This window comes from Escherichia sp. E2748, assembly GCF_005781125.1.
In the GTDB taxonomy this organism is placed as follows: Bacteria; Pseudomonadota; Gammaproteobacteria; order Enterobacterales; family Enterobacteriaceae; genus Escherichia.
The window spans coordinates 86751-106753 of the sequence record NZ_VATP01000005.1 but is presented as its reverse complement, the minus strand read 5'-3'; the positions used below and the strand labels follow the sequence as shown (position 1 = coordinate 106753).

The 20003-nt window shown below is 53.5% G+C and carries 20 protein-coding genes, 1 pseudogene and 1 riboswitch; of the genes and pseudogenes, 8 read left to right on the top strand and 13 right to left on the bottom strand.

All coding sequences use genetic code 11. From position 1 onward, the window contains the following. Window position 1: 1 nt before the first annotated feature. From hlyD to FEK42_RS08305, 4 genes are read left to right on the top strand one after another with little or no spacing between them, the layout of a single operon-like run. Entirely contained in the window at window positions 2-997 is a 996-nt protein-coding gene (hlyD, locus tag FEK42_RS08320) for a secretion protein HlyD (protein WP_130205709.1), read from the top strand. Next, entirely contained in the window at window positions 990-2726 is a 1737-nt protein-coding gene (locus tag FEK42_RS08315) for an ATP-binding cassette domain-containing protein (RefSeq protein WP_135492056.1), read from the top strand. Before hlyD ends, FEK42_RS08315 begins: the two co-directional genes overlap by 8 nt. Beyond that, entirely contained in the window at window positions 2719-3852 is a 1134-nt protein-coding gene (locus tag FEK42_RS08310; RefSeq protein WP_000070131.1) for an ABC transporter permease, read from the top strand. Before FEK42_RS08315 ends, FEK42_RS08310 begins: the two co-directional genes overlap by 8 nt. Before the next feature lie 10 nt (window positions 3853-3862). Continuing rightward, window positions 3863-4969 carry an ABC transporter permease gene (locus FEK42_RS08305; RefSeq protein ID WP_000469031.1) on the top strand — a complete coding sequence of 369 codons (1107 nt, stop codon included), beginning with the start codon at window positions 3863-3865 and terminating at the stop codon, window positions 4967-4969. Here the strand turns inward: FEK42_RS08305 and FEK42_RS08300 are convergent. Continuing rightward, on the bottom strand, window positions 4931-5341 hold the full coding sequence (locus FEK42_RS08300) for a YbhQ family protein (protein ID WP_025237330.1): 411 nt from the start codon (window positions 5339-5341) through the stop codon (window positions 4931-4933). The genes FEK42_RS08305 and FEK42_RS08300 overlap by 39 nt on opposite strands. Window positions 5342-5473: 132 nt before the next feature. Here FEK42_RS08300 and FEK42_RS08295 point away from each other — a divergent pair, with 132 nt between their 5' ends. Genes FEK42_RS08295 through FEK42_RS08285 form a run of 3 tightly spaced genes read left to right on the top strand, consistent with a single transcriptional unit; the run spans window position 5474 to window position 8429 of the window. Next, entirely contained in the window at window positions 5474-6235 is a 762-nt protein-coding gene (locus FEK42_RS08295) for an endonuclease/exonuclease/phosphatase family protein (protein WP_135492055.1), read from the top strand. Continuing rightward, complete coding sequence (gene clsB / locus FEK42_RS08290) at window positions 6232-7473, top strand: cardiolipin synthase ClsB (protein WP_135492054.1); 1242 nt, start codon at window positions 6232-6234, stop codon at window positions 7471-7473. Before FEK42_RS08295 ends, clsB begins: the two co-directional genes overlap by 4 nt. Continuing rightward, complete coding sequence (locus FEK42_RS08285; protein ID WP_135492053.1) at window positions 7473-8429, top strand: YbhN family protein; 957 nt, start codon at window positions 7473-7475, stop codon at window positions 8427-8429. The genes clsB and FEK42_RS08285 overlap by 1 nt, the downstream gene beginning before the upstream one ends. Window positions 8430-8464: 35 nt before the next feature. On the opposite strand, the pseudogene FEK42_RS08280 reads toward FEK42_RS08285, so the two are convergent. The 7 genes and pseudogenes from FEK42_RS08280 to moaA form a co-directional block, all read right to left on the bottom strand. Further along, a pseudogene (locus FEK42_RS08280) lies at window positions 8465-8647 on the bottom strand (BAX inhibitor (BI)-1/YccA family protein); the annotation flags it as partial. A 125-nt stretch (window positions 8648-8772) separates the two neighbouring features. Further along, window positions 8773-9477, bottom strand: coding sequence for a Bax inhibitor-1/YccA family protein (locus FEK42_RS08275; protein WP_130205105.1), 705 nt, complete (start codon window positions 9475-9477; stop codon window positions 8773-8775). Between the two features lie 135 nt (window positions 9478-9612). Beyond that, entirely contained in the window at window positions 9613-10065 is a 453-nt protein-coding gene (gene moaE / locus FEK42_RS08270) for a molybdopterin synthase catalytic subunit MoaE (protein WP_135491048.1), read from the bottom strand. Between the two features lies 1 nt (window position 10066). Next, window positions 10067-10312 (bottom strand): molybdopterin synthase sulfur carrier subunit, encoded by a 246-nt coding sequence (gene moaD / locus FEK42_RS08265; RefSeq protein WP_000598612.1) that lies wholly within the window; start codon window positions 10310-10312, stop codon window positions 10067-10069. Beyond that, window positions 10305-10790 (bottom strand): cyclic pyranopterin monophosphate synthase MoaC, encoded by a 486-nt coding sequence (gene moaC / locus FEK42_RS08260; RefSeq protein WP_000080885.1) that lies wholly within the window; start codon window positions 10788-10790, stop codon window positions 10305-10307. The genes moaD and moaC overlap by 8 nt, the downstream gene beginning before the upstream one ends. A 2-nt stretch (window positions 10791-10792) precedes the next feature. After that, a complete protein-coding gene (gene moaB / locus FEK42_RS08255; protein ID WP_000084634.1) occupies window positions 10793-11305 on the bottom strand; it encodes a molybdenum cofactor biosynthesis protein B in 513 nt (170 codons plus the stop codon). Between the two features lie 21 nt (window positions 11306-11326). Beyond that, a complete protein-coding gene (gene moaA / locus FEK42_RS08250) occupies window positions 11327-12316 on the bottom strand; it encodes a GTP 3',8-cyclase MoaA (protein WP_001295301.1) in 990 nt (329 codons plus the stop codon). Then, a riboswitch (molybdenum cofactor riboswitch) is annotated at window positions 12304-12448 on the bottom strand. Its footprint overlaps the gene before it by 13 nt. A 265-nt stretch (window positions 12449-12713) precedes the next feature. Here moaA and yvcK point away from each other — a divergent pair. After that, entirely contained in the window at window positions 12714-13622 is a 909-nt protein-coding gene (yvcK, locus tag FEK42_RS08245; RefSeq protein ID WP_130214903.1) for a uridine diphosphate-N-acetylglucosamine-binding protein YvcK, read from the top strand. Window positions 13623-13797: 175 nt separating this feature from the next. On the opposite strand, the gene uvrB is transcribed toward yvcK, so the two are convergent. The 5 genes from uvrB to bioB form a co-directional block, all read right to left on the bottom strand. Beyond that, window positions 13798-15819: an excinuclease ABC subunit UvrB gene (gene uvrB, locus FEK42_RS08240; RefSeq protein ID WP_130205097.1), complete on the bottom strand. Its 2022-nt coding sequence runs from the start codon at window positions 15817-15819 to the stop codon at window positions 13798-13800. 574 nt (window positions 15820-16393) lie between these two features. Continuing rightward, a complete protein-coding gene (gene bioD / locus FEK42_RS08235; protein ID WP_130259783.1) occupies window positions 16394-17074 on the bottom strand; it encodes a dethiobiotin synthase in 681 nt (226 codons plus the stop codon). Beyond that, window positions 17067-17822, bottom strand: coding sequence for a malonyl-ACP O-methyltransferase BioC (gene bioC, locus FEK42_RS08230; protein ID WP_135492052.1), 756 nt, complete (start codon window positions 17820-17822; stop codon window positions 17067-17069). Before bioC ends, bioD begins: the two co-directional genes overlap by 8 nt. Beyond that, window positions 17806-18963 (bottom strand): 8-amino-7-oxononanoate synthase, encoded by a 1158-nt coding sequence (bioF, locus tag FEK42_RS08225; protein ID WP_135492051.1) that lies wholly within the window; start codon window positions 18961-18963, stop codon window positions 17806-17808. The genes bioC and bioF overlap by 17 nt, the downstream gene beginning before the upstream one ends. Then, window positions 18960-20000, bottom strand: a complete 1041-nt coding sequence (gene bioB, locus FEK42_RS08220) for a biotin synthase BioB (RefSeq protein ID WP_000951213.1) — start codon at window positions 19998-20000, stop codon at window positions 18960-18962. The genes bioF and bioB overlap by 4 nt, the downstream gene beginning before the upstream one ends. Window positions 20001-20003: the final 3 nt, after the last annotated feature.

The window sequence follows — 20003 nt, the reverse complement described above, 5'->3', positions numbered from 1 at the left end:
GATGAAAAAACCTGTCGTGATTGGACTGGCGGTAGTGGTACTTGCCGCCGTGATTGCCGGAGGCTACTGGTGGTATCAAAGTCGCCAGGATAACGGCCTGACGCTGTATGGCAATGTGGATATTCGCACCGTAAATCTGAGCTTCCGTGTCGGTGGTCGCGTTGAATCGCTGGCGGTGGACGAAGGTGATGCGATCAAAGCGGGTCAGGTGCTGGGCGAGCTGGATCACAAGCCATATGAGATTGCGCTGATGCAAGCGAAGGCTGGCGTTTCGGTGGCGCAGGCACAATATGATCTGATGCTTGCCGGCTATCGCGATGAAGAAATCGCTCAGGCTGCCGCCGCTGTAAAACAGGCACAGGCCGCTTATGACTATGCGCAGAACTTCTATGCCCGTCAGCAAGGATTGTGGAAAAGCCGCACCATTTCGGCAAACGACCTGGAAAATGCCCGCTCCTCGCGCGACCAGGCGCAAGCCACGCTGAAATCAGCACAGGATAAATTGCGTCAGTACCGTTCCGGTAACCGTGAACAGGACATCGCCCAGGCGAAAGCCAGCCTCGAACAGGCGCAGGCGCAACTGGCGCAGGCGGAACTGAATTTACAGGACTCAACGCTGGTAGCCCCCTCTGATGGCACGCTGTTAACCCGCGCGGTAGAGCCTGGCACGGTGCTCAATGAAGGTGGCACAGTGTTTACCGTTTCACTAACGCGTCCGGTGTGGGTACGTGCCTATGTTGACGAACGTAATCTCGACCAGGCCCAGCCAGGTCGCAAAGTGCTGCTTTATACCGATGGTCGCCCGAATAAGCCCTATCACGGACAAATTGGCTTTGTCTCGCCAACCGCTGAATTTACGCCGAAAACCGTCGAAACGCCGGATCTGCGTACCGACCTCGTCTATCGCCTGCGTATTGTGGTGACCGACGCCGATGATGCGTTACGCCAGGGAATGCCGGTGACGGTACAATTCGGTAACGAGGCAGGACATGAATGATGCCGTTATCACGCTGAACGGCCTGGAAAAACGCTTTCCGGGCATGGAAAAGCCCGCCGTCGCGCCGCTCGATTGTACCATTCATGCCGGTTATGTGACGGGGCTGGTGGGGCCGGACGGTGCGGGCAAAACCACGCTGATGCGGATGCTGGCGGGATTACTGAAACCCGACAGCGGCAGCGCCACGGTGATTGGCTTTGATCCGATCAAAAACGACGCTGCGCTGCACGCCGTGCTCGGCTATATGCCGCAGAAATTCGGTCTGTATGAAGATCTGACGGTGATGGAGAACCTCAATCTGTACGCGGATTTGCGCAGCGTCACCGGTGAAGCACGTAAACAGACTTTTGCTCGCCTGCTGGAGTTTACGTCTCTTGGCCCGTTTACCGGACGGCTGGCGGGCAAGCTCTCCGGCGGGATGAAGCAAAAACTCGGCCTGGCCTGTACCCTGGTGGGCGAACCGAAAGTGTTGCTGCTCGATGAGCCCGGCGTCGGCGTTGACCCTATCTCACGGCGCGAACTGTGGCAGATGGTGCATGAGCTGGCAGGCGAAGGAATGTTAATTCTCTGGAGCACCTCGTATCTCGACGAAGCCGAACAGTGCCGTGACGTGTTACTGATGAACGAAGGCGAGCTGCTGTATCAGGGAGAACCGACGGCCCTGACGCAAACCATGGCCGGACGCAGCTTTCTGATGACCAGCCCGCACGAGGGCAACCGCAAACTGCTACAACGCGCCTTGAAACTGCCACCGGTCAGCGACGGCATGATTCAGGGGAAATCGGTACGCCTGATCCTCAAAAAAGAGGCCACGCCAGACGATATTCGCCATGCCGACGGGATGCCGGAAATCGACATCAACCCAACCACGCCCCGCTTTGAAGATGCGTTTATTGACTTGCTGGGCGGTGCCGGAACCTCGGAATCGCCGCTGGGTGCAATATTACATACGGTGGAAGGCACACCTGGCGAGACGGTGATCGAAGCGAAAGAACTGACCAAGAAATTTGGTGATTTTGCCGCCACCGATCACGTCAACTTTGCCGTTAAACGTGGGGAGATTTTTGGTTTGCTCGGGCCAAACGGCGCGGGTAAATCAACCACCTTTAAGATGATGTGCGGTTTGCTGGTGCCGACCTCTGGCCAGGCGCTGGTACTGGGGATGGATCTGAAAGAGAGTTCCGGTAAAGCGCGCCAGCATCTCGGCTATATGGCGCAAAAGTTTTCGCTCTACGGCAACCTGACGGTCGAACAGAATTTACGCTTTTTTTCTGGTGTTTATGGCTTACGCGGTCGGGCGCAGAACGAAAAAATCTCCCGTATGAGCGAGGCATTTGGCCTGAAAAGTATCGCCTCACATGCCACCGATGAACTGCCATTAGGTTTTAAACAGCGGCTGGCACTGGCCTGTTCGCTGATGCATGAACCGGACATTCTGTTTCTCGACGAACCGACTTCCGGCGTTGATCCCCTCACCCGCCGTGAATTTTGGCTGCACATCAACAGCATGGTAGAGAAAGGCGTCACGGTGATGGTCACCACGCACTTTATGGATGAAGCGGAATATTGCGACCGCATCGGCCTGGTGTACCGTGGAAAATTAATCGCCAGCGGCACGCCGGACGATTTGAAAGCACAGTCGGCTAATAATGAGCAACCCGATCCCACTATGGAGCAAGCCTTTATTCAGCTGATCCACGACTGGGATAAGGAGCATGGCAATGAGTAATCCGATCCTTTCCTGGCGTCGCGTGCGGGCGCTGTGCGTCAAAGAGACGCGGCAGATCGTTCGCGATCCGAGTAGCTGGCTGATTGCGGTAGTGATCCCACTGCTACTGCTGTTTATTTTTGGATACGGCATTAACCTCGACTCCAGCAAGCTGCGCGTCGGAATTTTACTGGAACAGCGTAGCGAAGCGGCGCTGGATTTCACCCACACCATGACCGGTTCGCCCTACATCGACGCCACCATCAGCGATAACCGTCAGGAACTGATCGCCAAAATGCAGGCGGGAAAAATTCGTGGTCTGGTGGTGATTCCGGTGGATTTCGCCGAACAGATGGAGCGCGCCAACGCCACCGCACCGATTCAGGTGATCACCGACGGCAGTGAGCCGAATACCGCTAACTTTGTACAAGGGTATGTCGAAGGGATCTGGCAGATCTGGCAAATGCAGCGAGCGGAGGATAACGGGCAGACTTTTGAACCGCTTATTGATGTACAAACCCGCTACTGGTTTAACCCGGCGGCGATAAGCCAGCACTTTATTATCCCCGGTGCGGTGACCATTATCATGACGGTCATCGGCGCGATTCTCACCTCGTTGGTGGTGGCGCGAGAATGGGAACGCGGCACCATGGAGGCTTTGCTCTCTACGGAGATTACCCGCACGGAGCTGCTGCTGTGTAAGCTGATCCCTTATTACTTCCTCGGTATGCTGGCGATGTTGCTGTGTATGCTGGTGTCAGTGTTTATTCTCGGCGTGCCGTATCGCGGGTCGCTGCTGATTCTGTTTTTTATCTCCAGCCTGTTTTTACTCAGTACCCTGGGGATGGGGCTGCTGATTTCAACGATTACCCGCAACCAGTTCAACGCCGCTCAGGTCGCCCTGAACGCCGCGTTCCTGCCGTCGATTATGCTTTCCGGCTTTATATTTCAGATAGACAGTATGCCCGCGGTGATCCGCGCGGTGACGTACATTATCCCCGCACGTTATTTCGTCAGCACCCTGCAAAGCCTGTTCCTCGCTGGGAATATTCCAGTGGTGCTGGTGGTGAACGTGCTGTTTTTGATCGCTTCGGCGGTGATGTTTATCGGCCTGACATGGCTGAAAACCAAACGTCGGCTGGATTAGGGAGAAGAGCATGTTTCATCGCTTATGGACGTTAATCCGCAAAGAGTTGCAGTCGCTGCTGCGCGAACCGCAAACCCGTGCGATTCTGATTTTACCCGTGCTGATTCAGGTGATCCTGTTCCCGTTCGCCGCCACGCTGGAAGTGACCAACGCCACCATCGCCATCTACGATGAAGATAACGGCGAGCACTCGGTAGAACTTACTCAACGTTTTGCCCGCGCCAGCGCCTTTACCCATGTGCTGCTGCTGAAAAGCCCACAGGAGATCCGCCCGACCATCGACACACAAAAGGCGTTACTACTGGTGCGTTTCCCGGCTGACTTCTCGCGCAAACTGGATACCTTCCAGACCGCGCCGTTGCAGTTGATCCTCGACGGGCGTAACTCCAACAGTGCGCAAATTGCCGCTAACTACCTACAACAGATCGTCAAAAATTATCAGCAGGAACTGCTGGAAGGAAAACCGAAACCCAACAACAGCGAGCTGGTGGTACGCAACTGGTATAACCCGAATCTCGACTACAAATGGTTTGTGGTGCCGTCGCTGATCGCCATGATCACCACTATCGGCGTGATGATCGTCACTTCACTTTCCGTCGCCCGCGAACGTGAACAAGGTACGCTCGATCAGCTACTGGTTTCGCCGCTCACCACCTGGCAGATATTCATCGGCAAAGCCGTACCGGCATTAATTGTCGCCACCTTCCAGGCCACTATTGTGCTGGCGATTGGTATCTGGGCGTATCAAATCCCCTTCGCCGGATCGCTGGCGTTGTTCTACTTTACGATGGTGATTTACGGTTTATCGCTGGTGGGATTCGGTCTGTTGATTTCATCACTCTGCTCGACACAACAGCAGGCGTTTATCGGCGTGTTTGTCTTTATGATGCCCGCCATTCTGCTTTCCGGTTACGTTTCGCCGGTGGAGAACATGCCAGTATGGCTGCAAAACCTGACCTGGATTAACCCTATTCGCCACTTTACGGACATTACCAAGCAGATTTATTTGAAGGATGCGAGTCTGGATATTGTGTGGAACAGTTTGTGGCCGCTACTGGTGATAACGGCCACAACCGGGTCAGCGGCGTACGCGATGTTTAGACGTAAGGTGATGTAACTTCTTATCTTTCGCCAGTAACGACACTACCGCCGGGCCGGCAAGGATCGCCAGCCCCGCAACGGCCAACAAATAGTTATTTTCCAGTACGCGGGACAGCAACCACAGCACAATCAGCGCCGCGCCAAAATACCAGGTGGTGGTCAGCTCTTCCAGCACATCCGCCACCTCACGCCAGCGTTGCTCGGGGTGACGCTGAAACACCAGCATCATTACCACGGTGACACAATACAGCACGCATAATCCCACGCCGACGTGAACCAGAGTTTTACTCATCCAGCCCACCACCAGCAGCGCCACTACCAGTAAATGCAACATAATCTGCCAGCAACTTAGGCCAGTTGCGACACGAACACGTTGTTGCCACTTCATGGCTTCTCTCCTGAAGAATTTATCTCTACTTACTCAGAGTACCGAACTTTACGGAAAATTCCGTAAGACCGCACCTTTTTGTGACGCCGACTACACTATTTCAATGAGATAAGAGGCCAAAACGGGAAAATTATGCCCGATCAAACACAACACTTTTCGTTCAAGGTACTCACCATCAATATTCACAAAGGCTTTACCGCGTTCAACCGACGCTTCATTTTGCCGGAACTTCGCGACGCCGTGCGCACCGTCGGCGCCGATATAGTTTGCCTGCAGGAAGTGATGGGCGCGCACGAAGTTCATCCGCTACATGTGAAAAACTGGCCCGATACCTCGCACTACGAGTTTCTCGCCGACACAATGTGGAGCGATTTTGCCTACGGTCGCAATGCTGTGTATCCGGAAGGGCATCACGGCAACGCCGTACTGTCGCGCTATCCCATTGAACATTATGAGAATCGTGATGTTTCGGTCGATGGTGCGGAAAAGCGCGGCGTGCTCTACTGCCGCATTGTGCCGCCGATGACCGGGAAAGCGATTCATGTGATGTGCGTACATTTGGGCCTGCGTGAGGCGCACCGTCAGGCGCAGATTGCGCTGCTCGCCGAATGGGTGAATGAGCTGCCGGACGGCGAACCGGTATTGGTGGCGGGTGATTTCAACGACTGGCGGCAAAAAGCTAATCATCCGTTAAAAGTGCAGGCCGGACTGGATGAGATTTTTACCCGCGCCCACGGACGCCCGGCGCGCACGTTTCCGGTGCAATTTCCTCTACTACGACTGGACAGGATCTACGTCAAAAATGCCAGCGCCAGCGCGCCAACCGCGTTGCCGCTGCGGACATGGCGACACCTTTCTGATCATGCCCCTTTAAGTGCGGAGATTCATTTATGAAATGTAGCTGGCGCGAAGGCAATAAGATCCAGTTGCTGGAAAACGGCGAGCAATATTATCCCGCGGTGTTTAAGGCGATTGGCGAGGCGCAAGAACGCATCATTCTTGAAACGTTTATCTGGTTTGAGGATGACGTCGGCAAACAGCTGCATGCGGCGCTACTGGCAGCTGCGCAACGCGGGGTAAAAGCGGAAGTCTTGCTGGATGGCTACGGTTCGCCGGATCTCAGCGATGAGTTTGTCAATGAACTGACGGTAGCTGGCGTGGTGTTCCGCTACTACGATCCCCGCCCTCGCCTTTTTGGTATGCGCACCAATGTGTTTCGCCGGATGCATCGCAAAATTGTGGTGATCGACGCGCGTATCGCCTTTATTGGCGGGCTGAATTACTCCGCCGAGCATATGTCCAGCTACGGTCCAGAGGCTAAACAGGATTATGCGGTGCGCCTTGAAGGGCCGATTGTTGAAGATATTCTCCAGTTTGAACTGGAAAACCTGCCAGGACAGAGCGCGGCCCGACGCTGGTGGCGACGTCATCATAAAGCGGAAGAAAACCGCCAGCCGGGAGAAGCGCAGGTATTGCTGGTCTGGCGCGATAACGAAGAACATCGCGATGATATCGAACGTCACTATCTGAAAATGCTCACTCAGGCGCGGCGGGAAGTCATTATCGCCAACGCCTACTTCTTCCCCGGCTATCGATTTTTACACGCCTTACGTAAAGCGGCACGGCGCGGGGTGCGGATCAAACTGATCATTCAGGGCGAACCGGATATGCCGATTGTCAGAGTCGGCGCGCGCTTGCTGTATAACTATCTGGTTAAAGGCGGCGTTCAGGTGTTTGAGTACCGCCGCCGCCCGCTCCACGGCAAAGTAGCATTGATGGACGATCACTGGGCGACGGTAGGGTCCAGTAATCTCGATCCGCTCAGTTTGTCACTGAATCTCGAAGCAAATGTCATCATCCACGATCGAAACTTTAACCAGACGTTGCGAGACAATCTTAACGGCATTATCACCGCCGATTGCCAGCAAGTGGATGAAAGTATGCTGCCAAAACGGACCTGGTGGAACCTGACCAAAAGCGTGCTGGCGTTCCACTTTTTACGCCACTTCCCGGCGCTGGTGGGCTGGCTTCCGGCGCACACGCCACATCTGGCGCAAGTTGATCCCCCCGCACAACCGGCAATGGAAACGCAGGATCGGGTCGAAACTGAAAGTTCGGGGATGAAGCCCTGATGAGTAAATCACATCCGCGCTGGCGCTTAGCAAAGAAGATCCTCACCTGGCTGTTTTTTATCGCGGTGATTGTGTTGCTGGTGGTCTACGCCAAAAAGGTGAACTGGGAAGAGGTCTGGAAGGTCATCCGCGACTACAATCGCGTTGCGCTGCTCAGTGCGGTTGGGCTGGTGGTCATCAGTTATCTGATTTACGGCTGCTATGACCTGCTCGCCCGCTTCTACTGCGGTCACAAACTGGCGAAACGCCAGGTGATGCTGGTGTCGTTTATCTGCTACGCCTTCAACCTGACACTCAGTACCTGGGTCGGCGGCATTGGTATGCGCTATCGTTTGTACTCCCGGCTAGGGTTACCGGGCAGCACTATTACGCGGATTTTCTCGCTCAGTATTACCACCAACTGGCTGGGCTATATTTTGCTGGCAGGGATTATCTTTACCGCAGGCGTGGTGGAGCTGCCGGACCACTGGTATGTCGATCAAACCACGCTGCGTATTCTCGGCATTGGCTTACTGATGATTATCGCGGTTTATTTGTGGTTTTGCGCTTTCGCAAAGCACCGCCATATGACCATCAAAGGGCAAAAGCTGGTGCTGCCTTCATGGAAATTCGCCCTCGCCCAGATGCTGATTTCCAGCGTTAACTGGATGGTAATGGGAGCGATTATCTGGCTGTTACTCGGTCAAAGCGTGAACTATTTCTTTGTACTGGGCGTGTTGCTGGTTAGTAGTATTGCTGGGGTAATTGTGCATATTCCGGCGGGAATTGGTGTGCTGGAAGCGGTGTTTATCGCGCTACTGGCTGGGGAGCATACCTCCAAAGGCACCATTATCGCCGCCCTACTCGCTTACCGTGTGTTGTATTACTTTATCCCGCTGCTGCTGGCGCTGATCTGTTACCTGTTGCTGGAAAGCCAGGCGAAGAAGCTACGGGCGAAAAATGAAGCGGCGATGTGAAGTTCGGTTAAGTTCTTTAGTATGTGCATTTACGACTAATGAAAAAACCGCGTATGCCTTTGCCAGACAAGCGTTATCGCTATTGCTGCAAGAATCCCAAAGAAGCCGATAAAATAGTAATAGAGTGTTAATGCACCTGTAAAAGCGCAACGAACCGGACTCCATAATTCTTCACTATGGCATTTTCCCGCCAGTGCAAGGAGCTTATTTCGTCCATGAAAGATGGATGCGAAAAACACAACCACCACGCCATAAATTGCTTTTTATACCAGACTCTTGTTTGTTATCGTTTTAAATAAAAAAATCCCGACACATGGCCGGGATATTGGTGGTGAAAAAAGAATTAACGACGATTGCCAAAAATTCGCAGCAACATCAGGAACAGGTTGATGAAGTCCAGATACAAGGTTAATGCGCCAAGAATGGAATATTTGCGCAGGTTCGACGCGTCACGGGTATCAATCTGCTCACCCATATTTTTCAATTTCTGAGTGTCATACGCCGTCAATCCGACAAAGACAATCACTCCGATGTAGGTGACCGCCCACATCAACGCTTCGCTTTTCAGCCAGAAGTTGACCAGCGATGCCAGCACAATGCCGATCAACGCCATAAACAGCATATTGCCGAAGCCGCTTAAATCGCGTTTGGTGGTGTAACCGTACAGGCTCATTGCGCCGAACATCCCGGCAGTAACGACGAAGGTGCTGGCGATAGAGGCAGCGGTATAGACAATGAAAATACTGGAAAGCGTCAGGCCCGTCAGCGCTGAATAAAGCATAAAGAGCATGGTTGTCACACCTGCACTCAGCTTTTGAATCATCGCTGATAACACAATAACCAGAGCTAATTGTGCTATTACCAGACCAATTAAAAAGATGCGGTTGGTGAATAACAGCTCCATAACGGCGGCGGAATTGGCCGCATACCAGGCAACAAACGCAGTAAGCAGCAAGCCTACCGTCATCCAGCCATAGACCTGTGCCATATAGGTTTGCAGGCCAGCTCGGGTTTGTACAATTGAATCAGAACGTGGGAATCTGTCCATGACTTTCTCCTGAAGATATAAGGAATATCTTAAGGATACTGCAAATGATGGGGCTGTGCATCGACGCAGCGTGAAAGCATGTACTGAGCGGTGAAATTGCCGGATGCAGCGGTGCCTTATCCGGCTAACAATAAACTACCAGCGTTTTGCCGCCTGCTGATCGCTCTCCCGAGCTTCGACCCAACGGTCGCCTTCCGGCGTGGCTTCGCGCTTCCAGAACGGTGCGCGGGTTTTGAGATAATCCATAATAAACTGCCCGGCTTCAAACGCACTGCTGCGATGCGCACTGGTAACACCGACAAAAACAATTTCATCACCCGGCCATAATTCCCCGATGCGGTGAATCACCGTGACGCGCCCCAGCGGCCAGCGGTTACGCGCTTCATCAACGATTTCCGCCAGTGCTTTTTCTGTCATTCCCGGATAGTGTTCGAGGGTTAATGCTTTGACGCTGTCTCCCAGGTTATGATTGCGCACCTTACCGGTAAACGAGACCACTGCACCGTCTTCGTCACGCTCCGCCAGCCACGGGTACTCTTCCCCTACACTGAACGGCTGCGGGCCGACAACAATTTTGGTTTCTGCCATTTTAACCTCCGGTTACCGGCGGGAAGAAAGCCACTTCGTCGCCGTCAGTCAGCGGATGGTCAAAACTCACCAGCGTCTGGTTGACGGCAGCCAGCAATTTGCCATCTTCCAGCGCCAGCGCCCAGCGATCGCTCTGCGCAGCCAGGTGCTGGCGTAACGCTTCAACGGTTGGGAAATCCGCAGCCACTTCGGTTGCATCTGTTCCCACCAACTCGCGTACCTGGGCGAAAAAAAGAACTTTAATCATCCGCTTCCACCTTAAAGTCACCTGATTTGCCGCCGCTCTTTGCCAGTAAACGTACCGGACCAATCACCATATCTTTTTGCACCGCTTTGCACATGTCATAAATGGTCAGCGCCGCCACGGAAGCCGCGGTTAACGCTTCCATTTCAACGCCGGTTTTCCCGGTCAGGCGGCATAAGGTTTCTATACGCACCCGATTGTGCTCCGGCTCGGCCTGTAAATTGACTTCGACTTTACTGAGCATCAGCGGATGACACAGCGGGATCAGATCCCAGGTGCGTTTTGCCGCCTGAATACCGGCAATACGCGCTGTGGCAAACACGTCGCCTTTATGGTGGCGACCATCGATGATCATCGCCAGCGTCTCGCTACGCATGGTGACAAAGGCTTCCGCCCGCGCTTCACGTACGGTTTCCGCTTTGGCGGAGACATCCACCATGTGCGCTTCGCCAGCGGCGTTGATATGGGTCAGTTGCGACATACTTATTTCTTCAAATGTGGATGGAAATTACACGGACGCGTACGGGCATCCAGCTGCGGCGCGATGATATTTTCCCACGCGGTGCGGCACGCTTTGGTCGAACCCGGCATGGCGAAAATCAGTGTCTTATTCGCTACGCCCGCTACCGCACGGGATTGCAACGTTGCTGTGCCAATCTCTTCGAACGACAGCATACGGAACACTTCACCAAAACCTTCGACTTCACGGTCGAACAGCGGCAGCAGTGCTTCAGGAGCCTGATCGCCTTCCGTCAGGCCTGTGCCGCCAGTAATCAACACCACTTGTACATCGTCACTGGCTATCCACGCAGATACCTGAGCGCGAATAGCGTAGCGGTTTTCTTTGACAATGGCTTTATCGACAACGTGATGGCCCGCTTCCTGCGCCGAATCGCGCAGATAGTGACCGGAGGTATCGTCTTCTTCACCACGACGATTAGAAACCGTAAGAATAGCAATACGGGTCGGGATAAATTCAGTGCTTACCTGACTCATCTGATCTCTCCTTTTGACGTTTTATCCGCCAATGTACGATAAGTTTTGCGTAATACCGGTATTGTTTTGATGCAGGAAATGGGTCTGTTTTTTCTCCCGCAGCGCCGCTGAAATACGCGCTTCCAGCGCCTGTTGCTGGGTATCGTCTTCCAGCAGATCGCGCAGGTTAACGCCGCCTTCACCAAACAGGCAGAGATGGAGTTTACCAATGGAGGAGACACGCAGGCGGTTGCAAGTGGCGCAGAAGTCTTTTTCATACGGCATAATTAGGCCAATCTCTCCGGCGTAATCCGGATGACAAAAGACTTGCGCGGGACCGTCGCTACGTTGACGTAATTGGTGGATCCAGCCGCGACGCAGTAGCTCGTCACGCAGAACCTGACCAGAGATGTGATGTTTACGGAATAGCTCGCTGCCCTCTCCCGTTTCCATCAGTTCGATGAAACGCAGCTGGATAGGACGATGTTGGATCCAGTTCAGAAAGGTGTCGAGCTGGTGATGGTTGACATCGCGCATCAGCACGGTATTGACTTTGACCTTCTCAAAGCCCGCCTCAAATGCAGCATCGATGCCAGCCATGACCTGATTGAATTTATCCTGGCCGGTAATGGCATGAAACTGACGAGCGTCGAGACTATCAACACTGACGTTAATGCCCGTCAGTCCGGCATCGCGCCAGTTCGCCACGTCGCGTTCCAGACGGTAACCATTAGTGGTGACCGCAATCTGACGGATGGCGTCATTTTCCCGCACTGCGGCGATGATATCGGTAAAGTCGCGACGTAAAGACGGCTCTCCGCCTGTCAGACGAACTTTTTCGGTGCCCAGACTGGCAAAGGCGCGCGTGACCCGGCGAATTTCATCGACGGTCAGAAAGCCTTTATTGGTGACGCCGCTCGGCTTGTAGCCATCCGGCAGGCAATATGTGCAACGAAAGTTACACACATCGGTAATCGACAGGCGCAAGTAATAAAACTTACGCGCAAATGCATCAGTCAGTTGTGAAGCCATGTACACCTTTCCAGATACGGGAGGCGAAGTCATTTCTTCCTTCGCCCTGGTGGCAACCTTTCAAAGCATTGTCACGGCCAAAGCACCATATCAGTTGACCCAGGTGCAGAGGCTAGAGTGTTTAGTGGTTATGCCGATACTAGCGCGTAAATGAGATTTTTACCATTCACCCTTTTCGCTATGTAATCATGTATATAGCGTCATGATCGGCCTATTTCGCTACAGAATAAGGGAAAATGGCGGTTTTACTTTGATATACATCATCAGGGATGCAGAGCGAATATTGTCCTTTGGGGGTAGAAAACCATGAGTTGTATCCTCAATATTGGCAGGCTAATTGCTGTTTCCCCGTAATTTGCGCTACTGTAGCGCGGATAATCTGACTTCAGGAATGTATATGCGCAATCGTACGCTGGCTGACCTTGATCGTGTCGTTGCTCTCGGCGGGGGGCATGGACTGGGACGCGTTCTCTCATCACTTTCGTCTTTAGGCTCTCGCTTAACGGGTATCGTCACCACCACGGATAACGGTGGCTCGACGGGACGTATTCGTCGCTCGGAAGGCGGTATTGCCTGGGGCGATATGCGCAACTGTCTCAACCAACTGATAACGGAACCGAGCGTCGCCTCCGCGATGTTTGAATACCGTTTTGGCGGCAATGGCGAGCTTTCCGGTCATAATCTCGGAAACTTGATGTTAAAGGCGCTGGATCACCTTAGCGTGCGGCCTCTGGAAGCCATCAATTTAATTCGTAATCTGTTGAAAGTGGACGCGCAATTAATTCCGATGTCAGAGCATCCCGTTGATCTGATGGCCATTGACGATCAGGGACATGAAGTTTACGGCGAGGTCAACATCGACCAGCTAACTACGCCGATTCAGGAACTACTGTTAACCCCCAACGTACCTGCCACCCGTGAAGCGGTGCTGGCAATTAATGAGGCTGACCTGATAATCATCGGGCCAGGCAGTTTTTATACCAGCCTGATGCCAATCCTGCTGCTTGAGGAAATGGCGCAGGCACTACGCCGCACGCCAGCCCCGATGGTTTATATTGGCAATTTGGGAAGAGAATTAAGCCTGCCTGCGGCGAATCTGAAGCTTGAAAACAAGCTGGCGATTATGGAGCAGTATGTCGGTAAAAAGGTGATTGATGCGGTTATTGTTGGGCCGAAGGTCGATGTTTCTACAGTTAACGACAGATTAGTCATTCAGGACGTACTGGAGGCCAGCGATATCCCCTATCGTCATGACCGCCAGTTGTTACATAACGCACTGGAAAAGGCATTACAGGCTTTGGGTTAACGGGAAGTCGAAAGAAAATTCCGGCTTCCTATTGAAGACAAAGTACACGTTGTTCAAACGCCTTATCCGGCCTACAAACCGCGCAAATTCAATGTATTGCAGAGATCATGTAGGCCTGATAAGCGTAGCGCATCAGGCAATTTTGCTTTTGCCATCTCTCTTCTTCGTTATCCTGTCACGAAGCCGCAATAAACAACTCACGCAGCTGATGCAACTGGTCACGAATTTGCGCCGCCTCTTCGAACTCCAGATTTTGCGCGTGTTGCATCATCAGCCCTTCCAGTTCATGGATTTTCTGCTGCAACGCTTTAGGCGACATATCCATCGGTACATTATCCGGCTCAACAATCGGGCGCGATTTTCCTCTGCCCTTCGCTTTGGTTTTGGCAATGTTCTGCCCCAGCGCCAGGATATCGACCACTTTCTTGTTCAAGCCTTGCGGCGTAATGCCGTGTTCCTCGTTGTACTTCTGCTGCTTCTCACGGCGACGTTCGGTTTCGCCAATCGCTTTCGCCATTGATGGGGTGATCTTATCGCCGTAGAGAATCGCTTTACCGTTGACGTTACGCGCCGCGCGACCAATGGTCTGAATCAATGAACGTTCGGAACGCAGGAAGCCTTCTTTGTCTGCGTCGAGGATCGCCACCAGCGAAACTTCTGGCATATCCAGACCTTCGCGCAGTAAGTTGATCCCCACCAGCACATCAAACTCGCCCAAACGCAAGTCGCGGATGATTTCCATACGCTCGACGGTGTCGATATCCGAGTGAAGATAACGCACGCGTTCACCGTGTTCTTCCAGATATTCGGTGAGATCTTCCGCCATCCGCTTAGTCAACGTCGTGACCAGTACGCGTTCGTTAATTGCCGCCCGCAGGCGAATTTCTGAGAGAAGATCATCAACCTGGGTCGCTACCGGGCGCACTTCGATAATCGGGTCCAGCAGCCCTGTTGGACGCACGACCTGATCCACCACGTCGCCACCGGATTTCTCCAGCTCGTAATTACCGGGTGTTGCAGAAACATAGATGGTTTGCGGGGCTAACGCTTCGAACTCTTCGAATTTCAGCGGACGGTTATCCAGCGCCGATGGCAGGCGGAAACCGTACTCCACCAGCGTCTCTTTACGCGCCCGATCACCTCGATACATGCCGCCAATTTGCGGAATAGTCACGTGGGATTCATCGACCACCAACAGGCCATCGGCGGGGAGATAATCAAACAGCGTCGGCGGTGGCTCACCGGGTCCACGACCGGAAAGAAAGCGCGAATAGTTTTCAATGCCTGAGCAATAACCCAGCTCGTTCATCATCTCCAGATCAAACTGGGTACGCTGAGTCAGGCGTTGTTCTTCCAGCAGCTTGTTATTTGCCAGCAGCACTTTGCGCCGATCGGCCAGCTCTTCTTTGATCTCTTCCATCGCCTGCACAATACGTTCACGCGGGGTAACGTAGTGTGTTTTCGGGTAAATGGTAAAGCGGGGAATGGTTGAGATAATCTGCCCTGTTAACGGGTCGAAAAGCGACAACCGCTCTACCTCTTCGTCGAACAATTCAACACGTAGCGCAACGTCGTCGGACTCCGCCGGAAAAATATCAATCACTTCCCCGCGAACACGGAAAGTCCCGCGCTGGAACGCCTGGTCGTTACGGGTGTATTGCAGTTCCGCCAGGCGCCGCAGAATCGCGCGCTGATCGATAATCATGCCGACCGTCAGATGCAGCATCATCTTAAGATATAAGTCAGGGTCGCCCAGACCGTAGATGGCTGAAACAGAGGCGACCACCACCACATCGCGCCGCTCCAGCAAAGCTTTGGTCGCTGAAAGCCGCATCTGTTCAATATGTTCGTTTACCGAGGCATCTTTTTCAATGAAGGTGTCCGAGCTCGGCACATAGGCTTCCGGTTGATAGTAGTCGTAGTAAGAGACGAAGTATTCCACCGCATTTTCCGGGAAAAATTCTTTCATCTCGCCGTACAACTGGGCTGCCAGCGTTTTGTTGGGCGCCAGCACCATCGTCGGGCGCTGAAGGTCGGCAATGACGTTAGCAATGGTAAATGTTTTCCCGGAGCCCGTTACGCCGAGTAGAGTCTGGTGAGCCAGGCCATCTTCAAGCCCTTCTTCGAGGCGTCGAATTGCCTCAGGCTGATCGCCAGAAGGTTTAAAAGAGGAATTCAGTTTGAACGGTTTACTCATGAGTCGCTACCTGAAGGAGTGGGCGGGCAGGTATGTAATTTTACTCGTCGTGCTTAATAATGCCAACAAATTATACTGGATAAAAAAACAGTTTCACGCCACATTATTTCTGTTACACCGTCAACGAAGGTATCAATCATGAGCATAATTTGCTCAGTGACGAGATAAAACTCCAGGATTGCGGGGTTATCCCCAAAGCAACGGCTTTTTTAACAATTGTCAAGATGGCTGATGACGGATTTATGGCAAGAGATGTCACTTTCATGACTGCCATTGCTTTTATATAATTAATTGAAAGATAACAAATATTTCCTTAAGCCTTCTTTCGCGTCAATTCGCGTGCAAGCCGCGTATTCTCTCGCTTGCATCGCGTTTTCTAACTCTAATGCACATGGTTATCCACAGGAATAGTGGATAACTGCCTGCAGCCCGTATGCCCTGCCGCCTGGGCAATTCCCACACTAACCGCATATTGTGGGGGTAAATATTTTTTCTCAATTCTTTTGAAATTTAATTGGTTGAATTGCAGGCAGCAGACGACGCGATCTCGCTCGCAATTTAACCAAATATATTGCTACAACAATGCGGTGAGATTGAGGTACTTTCCGGTTAGCGCGTTTTCAGGGGGTTCATCAAGCCATGGGATCTCCCCAAGCAGCGGTGCGGAAATCATCCGCTTGAGCGTGGCCATATATTCAGCGTGACGTTTGCCTGGTGGAGTGACATCGTTCGCTACCCACCCTGCAAGGGTAAGTCCGGCTTGCTGTACAGCCTGTGCGGTCAGCATCGCGTGATTAATACAGCCGAGTTTCACGCCCACAACCAGTATCACTGGCAGTTGTTCTTGCGTTACCCAATCCGCGAAAGTGAAAGACTCAGAAAGCGGCGTAAACCAGCCTCCTGCACCTTCTACCAGTACCCAGTTTGCCTGCTGTGCCAGCGCGTGTAACCCGGCGCTCATAACCACGGGGTCGATGGGTCTGCCCTCTTCCGTACTGATGATATGCGGCGAGGTCGGTTCTGCGAAGGTGTAAGGGTTTACCGTGGCGTAATCCAGCTGCAGGCTACTGTTGCGTTGCAACGCCAGTGCGTCGCTATTACGTAAGCCTTCTACTGTCATTTCGCTGCCGGAGGCAACAGGTTTGTAACCTGCCGTCCGGTAGCCTGCCGCCTTCGCGGCCTGTAAAAGCGCACAACTGGCGACGGTTTTCCCTACTTCGGTATCCGTTCCGGTGACAAAATAACGTTTACTCACGAGCAATCACTCCCAAAAAAAGATGATACGTCAGAGGATATCGCCCCTGTTGTTGCGGCCAGGCTAGTTGCAATCGCTGCAACTGCGAACGCGTTAATATTCGCGGGTCGCGCCCTTCATGAAGATGCGTTGCGCCAATGCCTTTGAGCGAGCGCATGGCACTGAGCGCATCATCAAACCACAGTGTGACGGGCTGCATATTGTATTGATAACGAAAGTCTTTCAGCGCCTGTTCAATTTCTGCTGGCGGTAAAAAACGATTGGCATGCGGACGTTCGTCTACCGCCAGCCACGCCTGATGCAGTTCGGGTAACGATCCCTGCGCCAGCGTGGTAAACGCGACCATGCCTCCGGGGCGCACCACCCGATACAGCTCGCGGAGTGCCGTGGATAAATTACCGCACCACTGCACCGCGAGATTGCTCCATGCAAGATCGAACGTCGCATTCGCCAGCGGTAAGGATTCGATATCGCCTGCCAGATAATGATCTGCGGCATCTTGTTGGCGTGCCTGCGCAAGCATAAGTGGCGAGAGATCTAACGCCGTCACCTGCGCGTGACGTTCTCGCCAGTGGCGGCTCATCCAGCCAGGTCCACAGCCAGCGTCCAGCACACGGGGGTATTTACGCTGTGGGAGCATTGCCAGTAAGGCATCGGCACTCTGGCGCTGTAACTCTGCGTGTTGCTCATAGTGCGCGGCTGCCCGACCAAATGCCGCCGCAATGGCTTGTTTATTGACCGTTGCCATGCAGCACCTCCAGCAGACGGTCGATATCCTGTGTTTCATGTGCCGCAGTCAACGTCAGGCGCAGTCGCGCAGTGCCGACGGGTACGGTTGGCGGGCGAATCGCCGTGACCCAGCAGTCTTGCTGGCGCAGTTTTTCTGCCAGTTGTAACGCACGGCTGTTATCACCGACGATTAATGGCTGGATGGCGCTGCATGAATCCGCAAGCGTAAACGGCAAACCCTGCACTCCGGCACGAAAACGCGTAATGAGTGCCGCCAGTTTTTCGCGCCGTGCATCACCCTCATCACTGCGAATGACCGCCAGCGATGCACGTAATGCCTGCGCCTGAGCGGGCGGCATACTGGTGCTGTAGATAAGATGGCGGGCGAATTGCAGCAGATAATTCGCCACGCTATCAGAACAAAGCACCGCCGCGCCGCTGACACCAAATCCTTTGCCAAAAGTGACTACCAGCAGTTCCGGCTTCACCTTTTGCTGCCAACAACTGCCTCGCCCCTGTTCACCGATAACCCCCGTGCCGTGGGCATCATCGACCATCAACCAGCCATTGTGCTGTTGCGTTACCTGTTGAATTTCCGTAAGCGGCGCGCTATCGCCGTCCATACTAAACACACCTTCTGTCACCACCAGTTGCTGCCCCAGACAGGAGGCAGCAAGCAGACGTTCCAGATGAGCGACATCGTTATGAGTAAAACGGCGAAGCGGCGACGGGCTTAAACTGGCAGCCTCCAGCAAGGAGGCGTGGCTAAGCCGGTCGGCAACAATACGATCCTCTTTCGCCATCATCGCAGTAATGACCGCCTGATTAGCGGCAAAACCAGAGATAAACAACAGCGCCCGCGAATAGCCCAGCCACTCGGCCAACTCTTCTTCCAGCGACTGATGCGCCACGCTATAACCGCTGACATGACCGGAACCGCCGCTACCGACGCCAAATTGTTCCGCCCCCTTCTGCCAGGCACGGATAATTTGCGGATGATGGCTTAAACCGAGGTAATCATTGCTGGAAAAGTTCAGATACTGGCGCTCGTCCGCCACCAGCCAGCGTCCGGCTCCTTGCGCCACCGGATAACGGCGACGCAGGGCATCGGCAGCACGCCGCGCATCGAGCGCCGCGTTGATTTTCTCCTGCCAGCTCATAGTGCTGCCGCGTTGTAATATTCGTCGGTGTCCGGGGTCATCAGCGCCTGCTCCAGACGCTGTTGTTGCTCGTTATCGCCCGCCAGAACGGCGGTTTGCTGCGGATTCAGCCCCAGTTTGCGGAACAGTTGCAGGTCTTTATCTTCTTCCGGATTCGGCGTAGTCAGCAGTTTGCAGCCGTAGAAAATCGAGTTTGCGCCAGCCATAAAGCACATTGCCTGAGTCTGTTCGTTCATCTGCTCACGTCCGGCAGAAAGGCGCACGTAAGAGGTCGGCATCATGATCCGCGCTACGGCAATGGTGCGAATAAAATCAAAGGCATCGACATCATCGTTATCGGCCAGAGGCGTGCCTTTCACCTTCACCAACATGTTGATTGGCACGCTTTCCGGCGGCGTCGGCAGGTTTGCCAGTTGCAGCAATAATCCGGCGCGATCTTTTACTGTTTCGCCTAAGCCGACAATGCCGCCAGAACAGACTTTGATCCCGGCATCGCGCACTTTTTCCAGCGTATCGAGACGTTCCTGATAAGTGCGTGTGGTGATGATATTGCCGTAAAACTCCGGCGAGGTGTCGAGGTTGTGGTTGTAGTAATCCAGCCCGGCATTCGCAAGGCGCTGCGCCTGAGATTCACTCAACGTACCCAGCGTCATACACGCCTCCAGGCCCATCGCTTTTACCCCCTGCACCATTTGTTCCAGGTACGGCATATCGCGTTCGTGGGGATTCTTCCACGCCGCGCCCATACAGAAACGCGTCGATCCCGCCGCTTTCGCTTTGCGCGCCGACTCCAGCACCTGTTCGACTTCCATCAACCTCTCGGCTTCCAGTCCGGTTTTGTAGCGCGAGCTTTGCGGGCAATATTTGCAATCTTCCGGACAAGCTCCGGTTTTAATCGACAGCAAAGTGCTGACCTGCACCTGACGAGGATCAAAATGCTGGCGGTGGACCTGCTGTGCTTCAAACAGCAGATCCAGCAACGGTTTTTCAAATAATTCTGTGACTTGCGACAATGTCCAGCGTGGGCGGTGAGCCATGGG

What these genes read in the sequence shown, in the direction of transcription:
- clsB (WP_135492054.1), top strand. Translation starts at nt 6,232, where the DNA reads ATGAAATGTAGCTGGCGCGAAGGCAATAAGATCCAGTTGCTGGAAAAC.
- moaC (WP_000080885.1), bottom strand. Translation starts at nt 10,790, where the DNA reads ATGTCGCAACTGACCCATATCAACGCCGCTGGCGAAGCGCACATGGTG.
- FEK42_RS08295 (WP_135492055.1), top strand. Translation starts at nt 5,474, where the DNA reads ATGCCCGATCAAACACAACACTTTTCGTTCAAGGTACTCACCATCAAT.
- FEK42_RS08285 (WP_135492053.1), top strand. Translation starts at nt 7,473, where the DNA reads ATGAGTAAATCACATCCGCGCTGGCGCTTAGCAAAGAAGATCCTCACC.
- yvcK (WP_130214903.1), top strand. Translation starts at nt 12,714, where the DNA reads ATGCGCAATCGTACGCTGGCTGACCTTGATCGTGTCGTTGCTCTCGGC.
- FEK42_RS08315 (WP_135492056.1), top strand. Translation starts at nt 990, where the DNA reads ATGAATGATGCCGTTATCACGCTGAACGGCCTGGAAAAACGCTTTCCG.
- moaD (WP_000598612.1), bottom strand. Translation starts at nt 10,312, where the DNA reads ATGATTAAAGTTCTTTTTTTCGCCCAGGTACGCGAGTTGGTGGGAACA.
- moaE (WP_135491048.1), bottom strand. Translation starts at nt 10,065, where the DNA reads ATGGCAGAAACCAAAATTGTTGTCGGCCCGCAGCCGTTCAGTGTAGGG.
- FEK42_RS08305 (WP_000469031.1), top strand. Translation starts at nt 3,863, where the DNA reads ATGTTTCATCGCTTATGGACGTTAATCCGCAAAGAGTTGCAGTCGCTG.
- bioB (WP_000951213.1), bottom strand. Translation starts at nt 20,000, where the DNA reads ATGGCTCACCGCCCACGCTGGACATTGTCGCAAGTCACAGAATTATTT.
- moaB (WP_000084634.1), bottom strand. Translation starts at nt 11,305, where the DNA reads ATGAGTCAGGTAAGCACTGAATTTATCCCGACCCGTATTGCTATTCTT.
- FEK42_RS08275 (WP_130205105.1), bottom strand. Translation starts at nt 9,477, where the DNA reads ATGGACAGATTCCCACGTTCTGATTCAATTGTACAAACCCGAGCTGGC.
- FEK42_RS08310 (WP_000070131.1), top strand. Translation starts at nt 2,719, where the DNA reads ATGAGTAATCCGATCCTTTCCTGGCGTCGCGTGCGGGCGCTGTGCGTC.
- bioF (WP_135492051.1), bottom strand. Translation starts at nt 18,963, where the DNA reads ATGAGCTGGCAGGAGAAAATCAACGCGGCGCTCGATGCGCGGCGTGCT.
- moaA (WP_001295301.1), bottom strand. Translation starts at nt 12,316, where the DNA reads ATGGCTTCACAACTGACTGATGCATTTGCGCGTAAGTTTTATTACTTG.
- hlyD (WP_130205709.1), top strand. Translation starts at nt 2, where the DNA reads ATGAAAAAACCTGTCGTGATTGGACTGGCGGTAGTGGTACTTGCCGCC.
- uvrB (WP_130205097.1), bottom strand. Translation starts at nt 15,819, where the DNA reads ATGAGTAAACCGTTCAAACTGAATTCCTCTTTTAAACCTTCTGGCGAT.
- bioC (WP_135492052.1), bottom strand. Translation starts at nt 17,822, where the DNA reads ATGGCAACGGTCAATAAACAAGCCATTGCGGCGGCATTTGGTCGGGCA.
- FEK42_RS08300 (WP_025237330.1), bottom strand. Translation starts at nt 5,341, where the DNA reads ATGAAGTGGCAACAACGTGTTCGTGTCGCAACTGGCCTAAGTTGCTGG.